18 protein-coding genes and 2 tRNA genes are annotated in these 16,828 nt (G+C 33.2%); 5 read left to right on the forward strand and 15 right to left on the reverse strand.

From position 1 onward, the window contains the following. The first annotated feature begins 461 nt into the window (after positions 1–461). The 3 genes from ACYIAL_RS09375 (at position 462) to ACYIAL_RS09385 (ending at position 2,755) form a co-directional block, all read left to right on the forward strand. On the forward strand, positions 462–1,445 hold the full coding sequence (locus ACYIAL_RS09375) for an AEC family transporter (RefSeq protein WP_065637570.1): 984 nt from the start codon (positions 462–464) through the stop codon (positions 1,443–1,445). Positions 1,446–1,712: 267 nt separating this feature from the next. Beyond that, a complete protein-coding gene (locus ACYIAL_RS09380; protein ID WP_483751519.1) occupies positions 1,713–2,246 on the forward strand; it encodes a hypothetical protein in 534 nt (177 codons plus the stop codon). A gap of 410 nt (positions 2,247–2,656) precedes the next feature. Continuing rightward, on the forward strand, positions 2,657–2,755 hold the full coding sequence (locus tag ACYIAL_RS09385) for a hypothetical protein (RefSeq protein WP_483751529.1): 99 nt from the start codon (positions 2,657–2,659) through the stop codon (positions 2,753–2,755). A gap of 219 nt (positions 2,756–2,974) precedes the next feature. On the opposite strand, the gene ACYIAL_RS09390 is transcribed toward ACYIAL_RS09385, so the two are convergent. The 14 genes from ACYIAL_RS09390 to ACYIAL_RS09455 form a co-directional block, all read right to left on the reverse strand. Further along, a tRNA-Gly gene (locus ACYIAL_RS09390) sits at positions 2,975–3,050 on the reverse strand. An 8-nt stretch (positions 3,051–3,058) separates the two neighbouring features. After that, a tRNA-Leu gene (locus ACYIAL_RS09395) sits at positions 3,059–3,146 on the reverse strand. 235 nt (positions 3,147–3,381) lie between these two features. Beyond that, entirely contained in the window at positions 3,382–3,936 is a 555-nt protein-coding gene (gene pgsA / locus ACYIAL_RS09400; protein WP_483751520.1) for a CDP-diacylglycerol--glycerol-3-phosphate 3-phosphatidyltransferase, read from the reverse strand. A gap of 109 nt (positions 3,937–4,045) precedes the next feature. Next, positions 4,046–5,881, reverse strand: coding sequence for an excinuclease ABC subunit UvrC (uvrC, locus tag ACYIAL_RS09405; RefSeq protein WP_174797423.1), 1,836 nt, complete (start codon positions 5,879–5,881; stop codon positions 4,046–4,048). A gap of 1 nt (position 5,882) precedes the next feature. Further along, on the reverse strand, positions 5,883–6,560 hold the full coding sequence (artM, locus tag ACYIAL_RS09410; RefSeq protein ID WP_483751521.1) for an arginine ABC transporter permease ArtM: 678 nt from the start codon (positions 6,558–6,560) through the stop codon (positions 5,883–5,885). 12 nt (positions 6,561–6,572) lie between these two features. After that, positions 6,573–7,301, reverse strand: a complete 729-nt coding sequence (gene artQ / locus ACYIAL_RS09415; protein WP_483751530.1) for an arginine ABC transporter permease ArtQ — start codon at positions 7,299–7,301, stop codon at positions 6,573–6,575. A gap of 131 nt (positions 7,302–7,432) precedes the next feature. Further along, entirely contained in the window at positions 7,433–8,167 is a 735-nt protein-coding gene (locus tag ACYIAL_RS09420; RefSeq protein ID WP_483751522.1) for a transporter substrate-binding domain-containing protein, read from the reverse strand. A 23-nt stretch (positions 8,168–8,190) separates the two neighbouring features. Beyond that, a complete protein-coding gene (gene artP / locus ACYIAL_RS09425) occupies positions 8,191–8,919 on the reverse strand; it encodes an arginine ABC transporter ATP-binding protein ArtP (RefSeq protein WP_174797420.1) in 729 nt (242 codons plus the stop codon). Between the two features lie 161 nt (positions 8,920–9,080). Further along, a complete protein-coding gene (locus ACYIAL_RS09430; protein ID WP_065637560.1) occupies positions 9,081–9,728 on the reverse strand; it encodes an ElyC/SanA/YdcF family protein in 648 nt (215 codons plus the stop codon). Between the two features lies 1 nt (position 9,729). Beyond that, a complete protein-coding gene (locus ACYIAL_RS09435; RefSeq protein ID WP_483748085.1) occupies positions 9,730–10,419 on the reverse strand; it encodes a CidB/LrgB family autolysis modulator in 690 nt (229 codons plus the stop codon). Beyond that, a complete protein-coding gene (locus tag ACYIAL_RS09440) occupies positions 10,416–10,856 on the reverse strand; it encodes a CidA/LrgA family protein (protein ID WP_483751523.1) in 441 nt (146 codons plus the stop codon). Before ACYIAL_RS09440 ends, ACYIAL_RS09435 begins: the two co-directional genes overlap by 4 nt. 94 nt (positions 10,857–10,950) lie before the next feature. Beyond that, the gene (gene sbcB, locus ACYIAL_RS09445) at positions 10,951–12,396 is read right to left on the reverse strand and encodes an exodeoxyribonuclease I (RefSeq protein ID WP_483751524.1); all 1,446 of its coding nucleotides are present in this window, start codon (positions 12,394–12,396) and stop codon (positions 10,951–10,953) included. Between the two features lie 546 nt (positions 12,397–12,942). Continuing rightward, positions 12,943–13,428 carry a ubiquinone anaerobic biosynthesis accessory factor UbiT gene (gene ubiT / locus ACYIAL_RS09450; protein ID WP_174797472.1) on the reverse strand — a complete coding sequence of 162 codons (486 nt, stop codon included), beginning with the start codon at positions 13,426–13,428 and terminating at the stop codon, positions 12,943–12,945. Between the two features lie 21 nt (positions 13,429–13,449). Then, a complete protein-coding gene (locus tag ACYIAL_RS09455; RefSeq protein WP_174797415.1) occupies positions 13,450–15,081 on the reverse strand; it encodes a Na+/H+ antiporter in 1,632 nt (543 codons plus the stop codon). Between the two features lie 147 nt (positions 15,082–15,228). On the opposite strand from ACYIAL_RS09455, the gene recO reads away from it, so the two are divergent. Continuing rightward, entirely contained in the window at positions 15,229–15,921 is a 693-nt protein-coding gene (gene recO / locus ACYIAL_RS09460) for a DNA repair protein RecO (protein WP_483751525.1), read from the forward strand. Between the two features lie 172 nt (positions 15,922–16,093). After that, positions 16,094–16,222 carry a hypothetical protein gene (locus ACYIAL_RS09465; protein ID WP_483751526.1) on the forward strand — a complete coding sequence of 43 codons (129 nt, stop codon included), beginning with the start codon at positions 16,094–16,096 and terminating at the stop codon, positions 16,220–16,222. 172 nt (positions 16,223–16,394) lie between these two features. Here the strand turns inward: ACYIAL_RS09465 and ACYIAL_RS09470 are convergent. After that, positions 16,395–16,828, reverse strand: a 434-nt coding sequence (locus ACYIAL_RS09470; RefSeq protein WP_483751527.1) for an integrase core domain-containing protein, incomplete at its 5' end; no start/stop codon positions are given.

Genomic DNA, 16,828 nt, shown 5'->3' on the forward strand with positions numbered 1-16,828 from the left:
TCGATCGCATATTGATTTTTACCATAATTTGACAATTGCTTTATTAGTTTAAATTATATTTGTTTTTTATAGGTAAAATTTATGTTTATTGATTTTTATCAAAAAAAATTTTAATGTTTTTGGTGTTTTTAAGTTAGTTGGCCTTTCTTGATTTACACAAGGTTGAGAAGAATAAGTATAATACTTTCCAAGTTACGATATTTGACGTTTAAATATACCAAGAGTTGTTATATTAATAATGTCTTTATTTTAATACGCTAAAAACAAAATAGCGTTAAGTTATATCAAGTTTTAAACAAGGTGGAATGTAGTTTTGCAAATATAGTTTTGTAGTTAATAGTGTATATTCGATTTTGTTATCCCTTATTTTTGCTCGGTCATAAATAAAAAATCTAGTCCAAAGTTACCGACCCATTACCGAATTTGTATTTCAAGTAATATTATTTTAGGAGTTTTAAAAAATGAATTTAATCTGGTCAGCAGTTGGGCAAGTTGTTAGTTCTTGTCTTCCGGTCTTTTTGTTAATTTTTCTTGGTTGGTTATGTGTACAACAAGGAATTTTTTCAAAAGATTCTAAAAAATTATTATCAGGACTTGTATCAAACTTTGTTTTTCCTGCATTGCTTTTTGTGCATACGTCTCATGCCAAACCATCACAAATATTTAATGGTATTTGGATGATTGCCTTTTTCTGCACTATGTCATTTTTATGGATAATTTGCTTTTTAACCAATAAATACATTTTGCATAAAGAGTTAAAATCAACAGCAATGAATGCAATGCTTTGCTGTTTTCCAAATATGGGCGGAATGGGGGTGCCTTTTTTAACGTTGATGCTTGGGGCAGCTTCTACCATTTCGGTCGCGATTGCTAATTTTGTTGTCGCATTATCATTGATCCCAATGACAATCTTTTTATTAGAACTTTGTGATACTAAATTATCTGGCGGTAAAGTCACCGGCGATATGATTTTTAGTGCGGTAAAAAATTCGCTCATGAAACCGATGTTTTTAGCCGTGATTTTAGGGCTAATTGTTAGTGTCACCGATGGAACCCAATGGTTACCTCATTTTGTATTTAACACTTTTGATATTATGTCAAATGCCTGTAACTTTATTTCGCTTATTGCGGTAGGTGTTGGTATTCATGGCGTTAAATTGAAATTATCTAAACCATTATTGATCAATATTGTATTGAAAAGTTTTATTACACCAATTGTTGCACTTATTGCCGTATATCTATTTGGTATCACAGGGATGGAAGCAGAAGAGCTAGTATTCCTATTGGCAATGCCAACGGCATCAACAGCAGTTATTTTGGCTTATAATTGGAATGTTGAGCAAGAACAAGCATCAAGCATTTTCTTTGCATCAACGGTTCTATCTATCTTTATTTTACCAACTTTATTACTTATTATGGATTTCACCATTCCTGGTGTTGCTTAATAAATAAAAACTAGGTATTGATGCCCTCGTTTAGTTTTAAATGAGGGCATTTTTATTACCCATTATACGCTGCTTGCAAGCGACTTTTCTTTAATTACCAATGCAACCACAGAACAAACACACCCACCAATAGATTTAATTAATAAAATCCCAAATAAATCTGAAAATTTACAAAAAATAAGAAGTATTGATTTATCTGGTAATGTTACAGAGGTTAGATCATTTATTATCAATAATTTAAAATTAAATTCCTTTATTTTTAAATGTGTGGAAGTCGTAGAATATAACAGTTGGGGATTAAGTTTTTCTAGCGATAACTCTAATAATAACGAGAATGAAAATATGGAACACCTAGTAATTGGACTAGGTTTGTTTGATGGTTATGTGTTAACTATTAATTATCCTGAAAGTAAAATAATAGTATCGGATAAAACGGATATTTCTGCTGACTTAGATAAAAAATGGATTCCAATTCCCTTTCATCTCAATGATGAAGGTTTAGTTATTGAGATGTCCGATGGTATAAAAGGTTATAAAATGATTTTAGATAGTGGAGCCACTATGTCAGTCATAAAAGAGCAATCCCTGTCACCTAAAACGATTAAAATAAATGATGATGAAAGTGATTATAAATTTGTCAATAATGTTGCTAATGATAATATCAAAGCTGTTATATTGGACTCCCTTCCTGCTGAGTTCCAGTCTGATGAATTGATCGGATTTGATTTTCTAAGTAAAAATATAGTTAAAATTGATTTCAAAAATAAGAAACTCTGGATTCAAGCAGTAGCAAAAAAATAATTTTATAGCGAACTTTAACATATTTAATTGAGTTTTCGCATTTGATACTCACTAATAAATAGTTTCATGAATATACAAAATTAAAGTAAAGATATTTAAGCATTAATATGTTTACTCTTAATATATTTTCTTTATCCCATTTAGCTTTTAAATCATCCTCGATAAGATCATCATAACAGCATTTTTCAACAATGAGAAATGTCCACATGGTAATCAAAAAAACACCCAAAATTTGCATTATGGCTAGTGCTAGTTAGTGGCACTTGCACAGTGAGAACAAACTGAGTAATGATATTACAAGGCAGTTAACGATAATTGAAAATCGTATTAACGTGCAAGTGAGTAAACCTCTCACCGAACGCCATCGTTATTATTTTGATTATAAAAAATTAATGTAAGACATAAATACGATAAAGCAAGGCATTAATCGCTATCAAAATCCTATTCGGGCACAACCGCATGCTCCAGTCATTTTTACAGTTGAATATCATGCAGAGGATAAACCATGAGTTGGTTTGGCTTACGAACGGCTAATTCAGCTAAAGCCATAATAAAACTCTCCTTTAGAAATCAAACTAAAAGGCAGAATTATTATATAAAATAAGATGTTCGTTTAAAACGATAAAAGTGTACTAGCTCGAACTCAAAGTGTACTAAAAATTGTATTAAATTTAAGTCCTGTGGGTATGTTTGGATACACTTCAGTATATGAAAAACAGCTAATGAATTGGAGCGGGAAACGAGGTTCGAACTCGCGACCCCGACCTTGGCAAGGTCGTGCTCTACCAACTGAGCTATTCCCGCGTAAGAGGTGGTGCCCGGGGCGAGACTTGAACTCGCACGGCCAAAAAGGCCGAGGGATTTTAAATCCCTTGTGTCTACCGATTTCACCACCCGGGCTCAAAGCTGATTACTAAGAAGTAATTCGTTTTGAATGCAGTGCATTTTACCGATCTTATGATTTCAGTCAATAAAAATTTTAAATTAATCGTTTAACTGTTCAATGTTTGACTGATTGACGGTTTAAATAAAGTTATTTTTAATTTGAAAGGGGATGAGTAATTTTGTTTATACGAACTTTTTGAACAAAACTACTCATATAAAAAGATGTTTAGATGGAAATATTAACCAAAAGTTATTCTTCTTCTAATAAATCGCTATGTGCTATCCATAAATATTGTAACATTGATAATAGCGTTAATACTGTTGCAATAAATAATGCTGCAAGACCTGCGTAAATAACAATGTCACAAGGACGCCAAAGTAGCCAAGTTAGCGCTGTCATTTGTGCTATCGTTTTGATTTTACCAATTGACGAAACGGCTACATTGTTGCGTTTGCCGATTTCAGCCATCCATTCGCGTAAGGCCGATACTATAATTTCGCGCGAAACGATAATAATTGTAGGTACAGAGATCCACCATGCTTGGTAATATTGGGTAATTAAAACTAGTGCAATTGTTACCATGATTTTGTCGGCGACTGGATCTAAAAATGCGCCAAATTTAGTTGTTTGACCTAAGCGACGGGCAAGATAACCATCTAATACATCAGTCACGGCCGCAATTAAAAAAATCAATGCAGAAAAAAAACCAGACCATTTATAGGGAAACAAATAAAATGCCAACACAAAAAAAGGGATTAAAATAACTCGAAATAGTGTTAAGGCTGTTGGAAAATTAATTTTCATGTGACATAAACTCTTTTTTTTATTTTATTAATCAATGCATTAGAGATTGATAAAAAACAGTCTTTTCTTAATGGTTATGTTGCCTGAAATATGTTATTTTTTCAATGTGTTATTGTTGTAAATTTAGATAAATTTTTTCAGCTAATGATTTTGATATACCTTGCACTTGAGCTATTTCGTCAATACTGGCACTTTTTAACTCTCTTAATCCGCCAAAATGTTTGAGTAGCGCTTGACGTCTTTTGGCACCAATGCCTTCAATATGCTCTAATGCACTGTCAGTAAGTTGCTTTGTCCCTTTTTTACGCTGACCTACGATAGCATGATCATGTGATGCATTTCTAATTTGTTGAATAAGCAATAGTGCAGGGGAATGGTCATCAAGGTAATATCCCGTGCCATGAGCTTCAAAAAATAGTGTTTCTAATCCTTCTTTACGCTCAGCGCCTTTAGCTACACCAATTAAAATAGGGTGATTTTTGTTCCAATTGACATCCAATTGTTCAAATACTTGTAGAGCTTGGTTAAGTTGTCCTTTACCGCCATCTATAAAAATAATATCAGGCACTTTTTCAGTTGGTAGCTCTTTTTTACTGTAACGGCGAGTTAATACTTGTTCCATTGCTGCATAATCGTCACCAGGTGTAATACCGGTAATATTGTAGCGTCGAAACTCAGATTTAACCGGTCCCTTATCATCAAAAACGACACAAGATGCAATGGTATTTTTACCCATAAAATGGCTGATATCAAAACATTCCATTCGATTAATTTTGTCAATCCCCAAAAAGGCTTTCAATGCATCGTAACGTTGTTTAATAGTTGAGTTTGCTAGTAGTTTATTTTTAACCCCAGTTTGAGCATTCACGGTTGCAATATTGAGTAATTTAAGATTATCACCTTTGGGTTCATCAACCAGTTTAACTTGATGATCAGCAATAAGTGACAGTGTCTCTTCCATTGGTTGTTTATCAGACAACGAAAAATTAAGTAAAATCTTTTTAGGGATATTTCTATTTTGATTGCCTTGCAAATAAAATTGTCCCAAGAAGGTTTCAATAACTTCTTCTAGTTCGGTATTTGATGGTACTTTAGGAAAATAAGAGCGATGTCCAAAGGTTTGGCCATTTCGAATAAATAAGACATATATACAAGCCAAGCCTGATTCATAATGGAAACCAATGACATCAAGATTATCATTATTATTATATATAGCTTGCTTTTCATTAATATGTTTTATTGCTTGTAGTTGATCACGCAAAACCGCAGCCTTTTCAAAATTGAGCTCTTTACTGGCTTTTTGCATATCTTCGGTTATTTTTTGTAGTATTTGATCTGATTGACCGGATAAAAATAACCTAACATAGTTAACTTGCTCTAGATAGTCTTCATCACTGACTAAACCTGGCACACAAGGACCTAAGCAACGTTTAATTTGATATTGCAGACAGGGACGAGTTCGATTTCGATAGGTTGTATTTAAACACTGTCTTATTGGAAACGTTTTTTGCAATAGTGTTAATATCTGTTTAACTGCATAACCACTAGGGTAGGGACCAAAAAATTCATCTTTTTTACGATTAATTGCTCCACGATAAAGGGATAGTTGAGGATGCCTTTCTTTGCTTAGTTTTATAAACGGATAGCTTTTATCATCCTTTAAAAGCACATTATATCGTGGCTGATGTTTTTTGATGTATGTTTGCTCAAGTAGTAGGGCTTCAGTTTCAGTATTGGTAATTGTAAATTCAACACGATGGATATGGCTAACAAGCATATCTGTTTTTAGTGTTTTTTTACTGCTATTAAAATAGCTTTTTAAGCGATTATTGAGATCTTTGGCTTTGCCCACATAAATAATCGTCTCTTTATCATTAAACATCTGATAAATTCCCGGTTTATGTGGGACTGTTTTCAAAAAGGATGTTGAATCAAATTGGTTCATATTAGTTTTCGAATGTGAGGGCTTTTTTCTCTATAACTCTCATAATGGTGCTCAGTAAGCCATTTATCAAGAGGTATATTAGCCCTGCAACCACAAAAATAGAAAAATCATAGTAATCACCATTTAATTGATTGCTATATCCCATAATATCCATCACTTGAATCATTGATACTAAGGCCGTACCTTTAATCACGAAAACGACTTCATTTGAATAAGTTGAAAGAGCTCGCTTTAATGCATATGGCACGACAACTTTTAATGTTTGTTTTTTATTCATACCAAGCGCTTGACAAGCTTGCCATTGTCCTTGAGGTAAAGATTTTAGTGCACCATAAAAAATTTGTGTTGTATAAGCTGCACTATTGAGTGTTAAGGCTAAGTATGCACAAAACCAAGATGATGAAATAAGTTCATAAAGGACAGGCATTTTACTTAACGTATCACTAAATTGCGAAGGTCCGTAATAAATTAAAAATAGTTGGACAAGCAGTGGTGAACCCGTAAATAGAATAATATAAGTACGAATAACTTTAGTTAATACATTTGAATTTAATGATAATAAACATGCTAAGACGATTGCCAGTAATCCAGCCGATAGCATTCCCAAAATACCTAAGCTTAAAGTATTAGGTAGACCTTGTAGTATGATTTTAAGGTAATAAACAAAATTATCAGACATAATACGACCTTATTAACTTTTTGCTGATGTTGGTTGTTCAAAATAAGTTGAACGTTTTTCAATTCGTGATATTACTTTTTTGCTTAAAATAGAGATGATGAGATAAATAATCATTGCGATGATATACCATAAAAAAGGTTGGTTTGTTCGAGCAATAATGGTTTTAGTTTGCATCATTAAATCATTAATTGCGATGGTCGAAACCAGTGCGGTATCTTTTAACAAAATTAACCACTGATTACTTAATCCAGGTAAGGCATGACGCCACATTTGTGGCATTATAATACGGAAGAATGTGCGTGATTTACTAAGTCCAAGTACTTGGGCAGCTTGTCTTTGTCCGTTGGGAATTGCCTTGAATGCACCGCGAAGCGTTTGTGAAGCATAGACTGCATATAATAGTGAAAGTGCAGCTACACCACATAAAAAAGGGTTAATATTAAAATTTTGAATATCGAGTTGTATTGTTAATGAGGCGAAGTAAAAATTAATTGTAAATCCATCATTTAATAATATGAGTAATAAGGGTAACCCATTATAAATGGCGACGACAATTAATAGTTCAGGTAAAGCTCGAATCGTTAAATTAAACAGAGACATTAACCATGCAACTGGTTTGAATGGAGCCGATTCTAATAGCGTAAAAATAAAGGCAAAAAACATACCTATAATTAACGATACCAATGCTAATGATAATGTAATTGATGTAGCTTGCGTTAGTGGCAAGATATATCCATCCATCAAAGGTAGGATCCAGTTTGTTCCATTTGTTAGAAAGTCTGACATAAAAAAACCGTTGTTAAATTAAAAAATAAACTCGCCGCAAAGTATGCGGCGAGATCATAGCGAAGTCGAGTTTTACTGTTTAATAATTATTTATTAAACCATTTTTTATAAATAGCATCTAATTCACCATTTGCTTTGAGTTTATCCAGAGCTTGGTTAAATTGATTTAGTAATTGATCATTGCCTTTACGAACTGCAATACCTAAACCTTCACCAAAAAATTCATGATCAGTGATTTTATCACTTAATGGTACAATATCAGAATCTTTACCTAGCCATTCACCAGCGACAATTGAACTTGATACGATTGCATCAATTCGTTTAGCCTTTAAATCTAAAAAAGCAAATTGATAACTATCGTAACTGACTTGTTTAATATCTGGGAATTTTTCATTTAGATATTTTGGATAAGTTGTTCCTTTTTGAATGCCAACAGTTTTACCTTTTAATTGCTGAAGGTCAGTTAATGTATCTTTTAATGTAATGAATTGAATTGAGCTATCATCATAATAAATGTTGGTAAAATCAACTTGCTTTTGACGTTCTGGCGTAATATCAATTCCAGCTATAGCAGCGTCAATTCGACGAGTTCTTAAGCTTGGAATCAAGCCATCAAATGATTGATTGACAATTTTGCATGAGACTTTTATCTCAGCACAAACTTTATTAATCACATCAATATCGAAACCAATGATTTCATTTTTTTCATTAGTAAATTCAAAAGGCGCATAAGTTGCTTCTGTGCCGATTGTTAAAGTATCTGTTGCTTGGGCTACAAACGCTGTTCCTGCAAGAAAAATGGCTAGTAACGTTTTTTTCATATATCCACCTAAATTTATTTTAATTAATGTGATAAATAAGCTTTAAACTCTTCAGTTTGAGGATGAGCAAAACACTCCAGTTGTCCTTGCTCAATAATCTTACCGTGCTCCATATAAATGACTTGTGAAGCAACTTTACGAGCAAAATCGACTTCATGTGTAACAATAATTTGTGTAATTCCCGTTTCAGAAAGTTCATTAATAATTTCAGCTATTTGTGATGTAATCGCTGGATCTAATGCTGCTGTTGGCTCATCAAATAATAATATTTGAGGTTCCATCATTAATGCTCTAGCAATAGCGACACGTTGCTGTTGACCGCCCGAAAGATGAAGAGGATAACGCTTTGCCATATCATCAATTTGTAATCTGTTTAAAATAGCCATAGCTTTATCGCTAGCTTCTTTTTTAGATAACTTTAATATTTGGCAAGGTGCTTCAATCAAGTTTTCTAGCACCGTCAAATGTGGCCATAAATTGTAGTTTTGAAACACCATTCCTACATTTTTACGAAGATGACGAATTGTTGATTCACTGATTTTTTTAGAAAAATCAAAATGTGAATTGGCAATAGTCATCTGCCCTGATGTCGGTATTTCAAGTAAATTAAAGACTTTTAATAAAGAGCTTTTTCCAGCGCCACTCTGACCAAGTAATACAATGGTCTCACCAAGTGGATAGCAGAGAGAAACATCATTTAAGGCCTGGTGCTTACCATAAAAACAGTTAATATGGTTTAATTCAATATTCATTGTTAGTTATACATTTTTTTAAGCGATAATTGATTAAATATTACATTTTTTTGCATAATAATGCAATCTAATTTATTAGACTATTAGTTTTTTGCTTTCTTTTTATACTAAAACGTATGCTTTTCTGAAACTTTTTGACGTAATTTTATCCCTAAGGATGACTACTGGGCATTAGAGAGGATGGGAATTGTAGGACCAAGATATTTAGGTTCTTTTTTCAGAACATAAAGATCAATAAAAGCACCAACTCGAGCAAACATTTCACGAATTCTGACTAACTTCATACTTTTAGGGGAAGGAACAGCAAAACATTGTGCTTGTATATCTTGTGCTAGAGCAATAAAAATCGCTCGTTCGCAATGAAACTCTTGAGTAATAATCGTAAAATCATTTGCATCAAATACTTTATTGGCTCGAATAACAGAATCAAAAGTTCGGAATCCAGCATAATCTAAAACAATTGAATTACTAGGAATACCTGCTTTTATCAAATCTTTCTTCATAGTAATAGGTTCGTTGTAACTCAAAAGGGCGTTATCACCACTTAGTAATAGATAATCAACTTTGTTTTGCCAATAAAGATCAATTGCTCCATTAATGCGATTACGGTAAAAATCATTTAAGCCACCACCTCGAACATACTTTGAGGTACCAAGCACAACGCCAATTGCTCGATAGGGCAATTGGTTTTCATCATGATAAATATAAGGGGCTGTTTTATAGCTGATCCAATAATCTAAACTGGCAATTGCCATTATTGAAACCAAACAGAAACTAGCTATATAAGCAATAAGCTTTTTTAATTTCATGCTAAAACCAGTTAAAAATAAATACCATTATTGGAAATAAAAACGGTGCTGTCAATGATGTCATGATGCCACATAAAACCAAGGATAATGAACTATATGCACCTTCATTATAATCAACTTCGATACAACGAGCGGTTCCAACAGCATGTGAAATCGCACCAATTGATAATCCTCTCGCTGGTGCTGATTTTATTTTTACCAAATTCAATATTTGATGGCCAAATATGCCACCTAGCGTACCAACTAGTATCACACAAAGTGCAGCGATAGATGGTATTCCTCCTTGATTATCCGCAATTGTTACAGCAATAGCTGTGGTCACCGATTTCGGTAAAACCGATGCAGCAATTTCAGTATTTCCACCTAGCCAAAATACAATACAAACACCTGTCATCATTGAAGAAAGCGAAGCGATAAAAGTAATGATCATAATTGACTTCCAACGTGCTTTAATTTGTGGAATAAGTTCATATAAAGGATAGGCGAGGGCAACAACAGAATAAGGCAATAAATCATTAATGATTTGCACGTTATCAACGTATTGTATATAGCTTGTGTTGGTGATGAGTAGTATTGGAATTAAAACTATGACCGAAATCACTAAAGGGTTAAATAACGGATTTTTTATTTTAAACGATATTTTTCGAATAACGAGAAAAACACAAAGCGTTAATGGTAGCATCCATATCATGGTTGATATTCCTCATCTTTTCTTTTTGGTACGACCTTATGACATTGTTCCGTTAAAAAAGCAGTTACAAGTAATACGATGAATGATCCACCAACACAGCCAAATATTATCGGTATCCAATTTTGCAATAAAAGTGAATAATTATCCATTATTCCCATTGCAGCAGGAATGAAAAGTAATGTCATGTAACGCATGAATAGATTACAGCTATTTTTGATCCAACAGGTGGGAATTAGTTGAAAGGCAAGTAAGAAGAATAGAATTAACAAACCGATAATACTGCCAGGAATCATTATAGGTAATATTTTAGAAATAATATCACCGCCCCATAGACAGAGAGTTAATATGGCCAATCCTCGACCATAACTGAAAAGTGTATAGTACAAAGAATATAATCGATGTTTGATGGTGGCGTGCTTAGCTAGAAAATGTTTCATAACGTAAATTTAATCTTAATTTTAAATTATGATTATTATGCCTATAGTTAGTGTGAAAGTAGGTTTATTTGCATATATAATACGCCCGTCAAAATTAATTACCAACTAAATAATGGCAATAATGATAAAGTTGTTTAATGATTGCAAGTTTCTCTGACAGTTGAATATAAGTTTCTGCATATTGTTCCAATGTTAATAAGTAATCTTGGATTTTTTGAACATGAAGTTTATCACGGCAATAATCCTTCCAGATAATTTGTTCATGTTCTGTCAATGTTTGTGGATAATTTCGTGCTTTGTATCGAAAAAATAGTGTTGCTAACCGCGGATCATCAAATGTTATTGATAAACTATCTAATAAATGAACAGGAGTTGTTCGCACAGTATCACAGCGTAACTTATCTTGATTATTAAAAAATTTCCCGTAAATTTGAGCATCAACATCAGAATTAATAGTATTAATAGGGTTATTATCATCGATATTAAATAACGCCTGCATTTTATCTTGTAATAATTTTTGATTTTGTAATAGTTTTTGTTGGTTGATTAAGCATTGCTTTATATCAATGTTAAATCGTTCGGTGTTTTCAGGTAATAAGGTTTTTAATGGTGCAATAATAGGGCATTTATTGGTATGAACCAATTTTAAAGGTATTCGTGCTTCGCCCAGTTGGAGATCTTCAGTTTTTGTGTACAATTTTTCTTTTATTTGCTCGACAGGTAATTCAATTAAGAGATCAATATCTCCAGTTAAATCACAAATAATAGCGGCATTATTTTGTACTGGATGCCAAGTTATAGGTGCAACTACAGATAGGTTTCCACGGTGACTGCCTAACATGCCTGATACGTGAACTAGTGGCGTGATATTAACCACATCAATAAGTTCAGCAACTCTATTTTTTTTACGTAATTGGAAAAAATAATCAAATAATTTAGGCTGTTTTGCTTTTATTAATTTAGCCATTGCAATAGTCGCATAAACATCAGACATCGCATCATGTGCATGTTCATGCTTAATGTTGTTCACTTTTGTTAAATGCTCCAAACGAAAACTTGGTAAGCCCTCATCATTTTTGGGCCAATTAATTCCTTCTGGCCTTAGTGCATAACAAGCTCGAACTACATCAAGCAGATCCCATCTGGAATTTCCATTTTTCCAACTATAGGCATAAGGATCATAAAAATTACGATATAAAATATTACGAGTAACTTCATCATCAAAACGAATATTATTATAGCCAAGAATACATGTATTTGGTTCACTAAAAGCTTGATGAATTAGGCGAGTAAATTCTGCTTCGCAAACACCTTTTTGATTAGCTTCTTGAGGGGTAATTCCCGTTATTAGTACTGCTTCAGGATTGGGTAGATAATCTGGGGATTGATGACAATATACAACAAGAGGTTCTTCAATAATATTAAAATCTTTATCAGTTCGAACCCCAGCAAATTGTGCGGGACGATCTAATGCTGGATGAGTTCCAAAAGTTTCATAATCATGAAAGTAAAAAGTAGACTGTTCTTGGTCGTTTTTCATTGTGTAACTTTGCTCGTAATTGTTCTCTTATTTATTGAAATCCAATTGACTACAATTATTTTTTGCTAATTTTTTAATTATTTAAATATTTTTTATTCATTCACTTGCAAGTGGGAACAGAGTGTAGAAAATAGATGGAACTAAGTGATACAAAATTAAAATCCATATTAGATAATATTTTCTACAGGTTTATCATAATTAATAGACGATTAATATGTAAGAATATCACAAAAAGGAACAATTGCGTTTGGATTTCTTTCAGATAGAATGAAAAAACCTCCACAAATGTAGAGGAAAAAATATGTATCAACACTGTGAAATAAAACCACGACAATATACCAATTAACTGTGTTTTTACAATTTGTTATATAGAATAACTTGTATAATTAATTCTCAAATGTATCTATTAACAAAACACCTTAAAACGCGACATGGTCACTTTTAAGTAAATGAAAAAAATTAATCTTCAACCAGTCAGAAGTATTCTTAGATAATAAATCAGCAATAAACTAATATATTATCCGTCACGTTATGTTAACATGTGAATTAATGAGCTGGCGCACTTTCAATAATATTTGCTAATTTTTCAAGTGTTAGTCTTAAAAATTTTGGCATAGCTTCTAACTCAATAGAATCCATTAAATTTTTAACATATAGTCCTAATTCAGTGTCACCTTCAACAATCAAGCGACGCTGGAAGAATAAGGTATCGGGATCTTGACGTCTAGTCGCTATCATAATTAAATCATTAGCATTACCGATAAAGCTCACATCAGCAATTTCTTCTCGGCTTACAACTAATTTATTTTCGATCAAACTTACAAACCAGATAAGCCCTAAATCAGTAACTTCTATTTTAAGCCAACGATTTTCTAAAAAATCAAGATCGCCATCTTCTAGGGAATGTTCAAATTGTAGCTGTAATAATTGTTCTATGGCTTGCTTTTTGACATTAAAAGGAATGCATCGTAAGGTAAGCCCCAAAATATGGGGCCCATTATTGACAAACTGTGAATGAATCTTGTTTAGAATTTGGCTTTTTGCTCCAATCATTTATGCTTCCCCAGAAATCATTTTTTCATAAATGTCTAAGTCGGTATTTAAATGTTCAAAAACTTCTTCGCTTACTTCGTTACGAATTTTCATTTGTAACAAAGCTGTCCGTTCCGCACCAATTGCAACCAGACGCATGCGTCTTTCTAGGTTTTCTGCTTCAAGTGCTTTTTTCTCTAAACCTTTAAGACCTGTTCGACGTCTTAATGATCCAATAACACGTGAACCGACTTCATGTATTATTTCTTGATCCATACTATCTTCAGTTGTTTCTTGTAGCAAATTGTTTTGCATTTTTTCCAAGCTAACAATTGCTTCTTCTGCCATATGACCCTTTACAGTTAAAATTTCATTAGCTTGTTCTGAATTATCTAAAATAACACTACCTCGTAACAAAATAGGTAATATGATAACTGCTGCAATCAATGAAATTAAAATTATACCTGTTGCAATAAAAACAAGTTGATAACGACCACCAATTGTCATTGGAATAGATAACACACCAGCTAGAGTAATCGCTCCTCTAACACCAGCAAATGTCGAAATTAAAAGATCTCTTGTTGAGTATTCTCTAAATGCAAGAGGGCGTTTTGTGCCAAATGGCATGGCTGGTAGATGTTTCATTGACCACAACCAGGCGAATCGCGTTCCCATTAATACCGCAAAAACAAATAAAACAATTAAACATAATTGCCATACTTCAATTGAGGTATCAATCTGGTTTTCGGCGAAAGTATTGTTCAGAATGCTTGGTAACTGAATACCTAATAAAACGAATACAAATCCATTAAAAACGAATGTTAGCATTGACCATGTGCTATCTGATTGCAAACGCGCAGTTAATGGTGCATTTCGCATCATACCAGAATGATTAACTGTCATACCTGCACTTACTGCTGCTAAAATACCAGAACAATGACATTCCTCGGCAATAATGTAAGCGGCAAATGGGAGTAAGAATAATAATACAATTTGAATTGCAGGGTCATTGTGAGTCAGCTGATTTATTTTACGTAAAATACGTGCATATAGCCAAGTAAATAAAACGCCAATAGCTAAGCCACCAAGCGCAACTATAAAAAATTGCATACTCACATCAAAGATGTTAAATACTGCATCACCAACTGCAATAGCAATAGCAAATTTTAAAGACACCAAACCTGAAGCATCATTCATCAATGCTTCACCTTCGATGATCTCCATTTTCTCTTTTTCAATGCGTCCTTTCCCCACAATTCCACTTAATGCTACAGCATCTGTTGGCGATAAAACTGCAGCTAGTGCAAATGTTGCTGCTAATTCAACTCCTTTTGGTAACATCCAATAAAGTAAATAACCAACAGCGACAATTGTTATTACAACTAAAACTAGCGCTAGTCCAACAATTTCTCTGACATTGTGCACAAAGTCTTTTACCGATGTTTTACGCCCATCAGCAAACAGTAATGGTGGAATGAATAAAACAAGAAATAATTCTGGGTCGAATTTTACATAAACACCAAAGGCAGCCAGTATACAACCTAACAATATTTGCATTAGTGGCAATGGAATTTGTATTGGTAACATTTTAATAACGACACCAGAAAGTGATACAATTAATACTAGTAGCAAAATTATTGAAAAAAGATCCATAGCTTCTCTTTTATTTATCCTATAATCCTATTGTTTGTATTGATTATAGCGGAATTTGAGCTAGATTTCAGGTGAAAATTTGAAAAATTTATTTCTTTTTGTTTTGTGTGTAATTATTAATCAAAAATATAATTTAAAGGCATTTTAATGAAAGGTTGGCAAAGAGCATTTATACTACATACTCGTTTTTACACTGAAAGTAGTTTATTAGTTGATTTATTCGTTGAAAATGTCGGAAAAATAACGGTGTTAGCCAAAGGGGCTAGGAGAAAAAGTTCAGCATTGAAAGGCATGTTGCAACCTTTTACTCCGCTCATTGTACAATATTCAGGTCAAGGTGAAATAAAAACATTGCGGCAAGTTGAAGCTATGTCGCTGGCATTACCGTTAGTATCTGTTTTCTTATATAGCGCATTTTATTTAAATGAGCTATTACATCGAGTTTTAGTTGCAGAAACAGAAATGCCAACTCTTTTTGATGATTATTTAGCAAGCTTGCAACAATTAGCCCAACAAATTCCTGCTGAAAATGTGCTGCGAGCTTTTGAATTATCGTTATTAGAAAATTTAGGGTATCACATTGATTATTTTCATTGCTGTGTAACTGGTGATGATATTGTTAAATCGATGCATTATCAATACGAAAGCGAAAAAGGTTTTATTAGTAGTTTATTACAAAATAGTACAAGCTTTACAGGGGAGCAAGTTTTAGCTTTGGGAAAACGTCAATTTAATAATGACTGTACGTTAAAAGCGGCTAAACGGTTTACCAAAATGGCGTTAAAACCTTATGTAGGATCAAAACCATTTAAAAGTAGAGAGCTATTTTTAAAAATCTAATCTTACTGATATTTGTCAGTAACCCATGCTCATTTTGATAATTTGTATCTTGGCGTAGGAATTACTCGCGTTGTTTACTGTAATTTAAAAAAACTGTAATGAATATACATCGCCGTATCAAAGGTGAGCGATATGGGTCTCTATCATAAGTTACCGATTGACAAAACACTTTGTGGTCAGTCGTCCGACTATTTATAACTTATCATGCGCTAAAGAAAGTCAGATTGAAGTTGTTCGTCCTCGTACCCGTAAGAAGGAACGCTATAAAACCATCTCTTATGGCATTGTCAAAACAGGTTGAGTTATTTTCTACGTCAGTTTTGTGCTCACGATGGAGTATTTACATTTACACTACCGTTCATATTTTAGACTGTATTTTTGTAAAAAATATTCAGGATTCTATACCGTTTCGTAATTAATTGAGAATTGGGTATGTAAATACCCCAAACTTAGTACAAGATTCAAGTAGAAAATCATGCTGCTTGTTTTAGTGTTTTATACTCAATCGGTGTCATGTTATTTAACGCCTCATGCGGTCTTTCGGTATTATAAATCGTTAACCATTCTTCGGTTATTCTCCTTGCTTGTGCTAAGTTGTTAAAAAGATATAAATCGAGTACTTCAGTACGATAGGTACGATTAAATCGTTCAATATAGCCATTTTGATAAGGGCTACCGGGCTGGATATAATCAATGGTTATATCATGGGATTTAGCCCAGTTTATAAAGGTTTTTCCTGTAAATTCTGGTCCATTATTGACTCGTATTTTTAATGGATAGCCATGATATTCAGCCAGTTTATCTAAGTAACGGGTAACTCTCCCTGCCGGTAAGCTTACTGCAATATCAATGCCTAGCGCCTCACGATTAAAGTCATCGATGACATTGAATGTCCTAAAGCGACGTT

This window comes from Gilliamella sp. X-57 (assembly GCF_057063565.1).

Coding starts and splice junctions, on each gene's coding strand:
- uvrC (WP_174797423.1), bottom strand. CDS start 5,881: ATGAACCAATTTGATTCAACATCCTTTTTGAAAACAGTCCCACATAAA.
- artQ (WP_483751530.1), bottom strand. CDS start 7,301: ATGGATGGATATATCTTGCCACTAACGCAAGCTACATCAATTACATTA.
- ACYIAL_RS09430 (WP_065637560.1), bottom strand. CDS start 9,728: ATGAAATTAAAAAAGCTTATTGCTTATATAGCTAGTTTCTGTTTGGTT.
- pgsA (WP_483751520.1), bottom strand. CDS start 3,936: ATGAAAATTAATTTTCCAACAGCCTTAACACTATTTCGAGTTATTTTA.
- sbcB (WP_483751524.1), bottom strand. CDS start 12,396: ATGAAAAACGACCAAGAACAGTCTACTTTTTACTTTCATGATTATGAA.
- artM (WP_483751521.1), bottom strand. CDS start 6,560: ATGTCTGATAATTTTGTTTATTACCTTAAAATCATACTACAAGGTCTA.
- recO (WP_483751525.1), top strand. CDS start 15,229: ATGAAAGGTTGGCAAAGAGCATTTATACTACATACTCGTTTTTACACT.
- ACYIAL_RS09455 (WP_174797415.1), bottom strand. CDS start 15,081: ATGGATCTTTTTTCAATAATTTTGCTACTAGTATTAATTGTATCACTT.
- artP (WP_174797420.1), bottom strand. CDS start 8,919: ATGAATATTGAATTAAACCATATTAACTGTTTTTATGGTAAGCACCAG.
- ACYIAL_RS09375 (WP_065637570.1), top strand. CDS start 462: ATGAATTTAATCTGGTCAGCAGTTGGGCAAGTTGTTAGTTCTTGTCTT.
- ACYIAL_RS09435 (WP_483748085.1), bottom strand. CDS start 10,419: ATGATATGGATGCTACCATTAACGCTTTGTGTTTTTCTCGTTATTCGA.
- ACYIAL_RS09440 (WP_483751523.1), bottom strand. CDS start 10,856: ATGAAACATTTTCTAGCTAAGCACGCCACCATCAAACATCGATTATAT.
- ACYIAL_RS09420 (WP_483751522.1), bottom strand. CDS start 8,167: ATGAAAAAAACGTTACTAGCCATTTTTCTTGCAGGAACAGCGTTTGTA.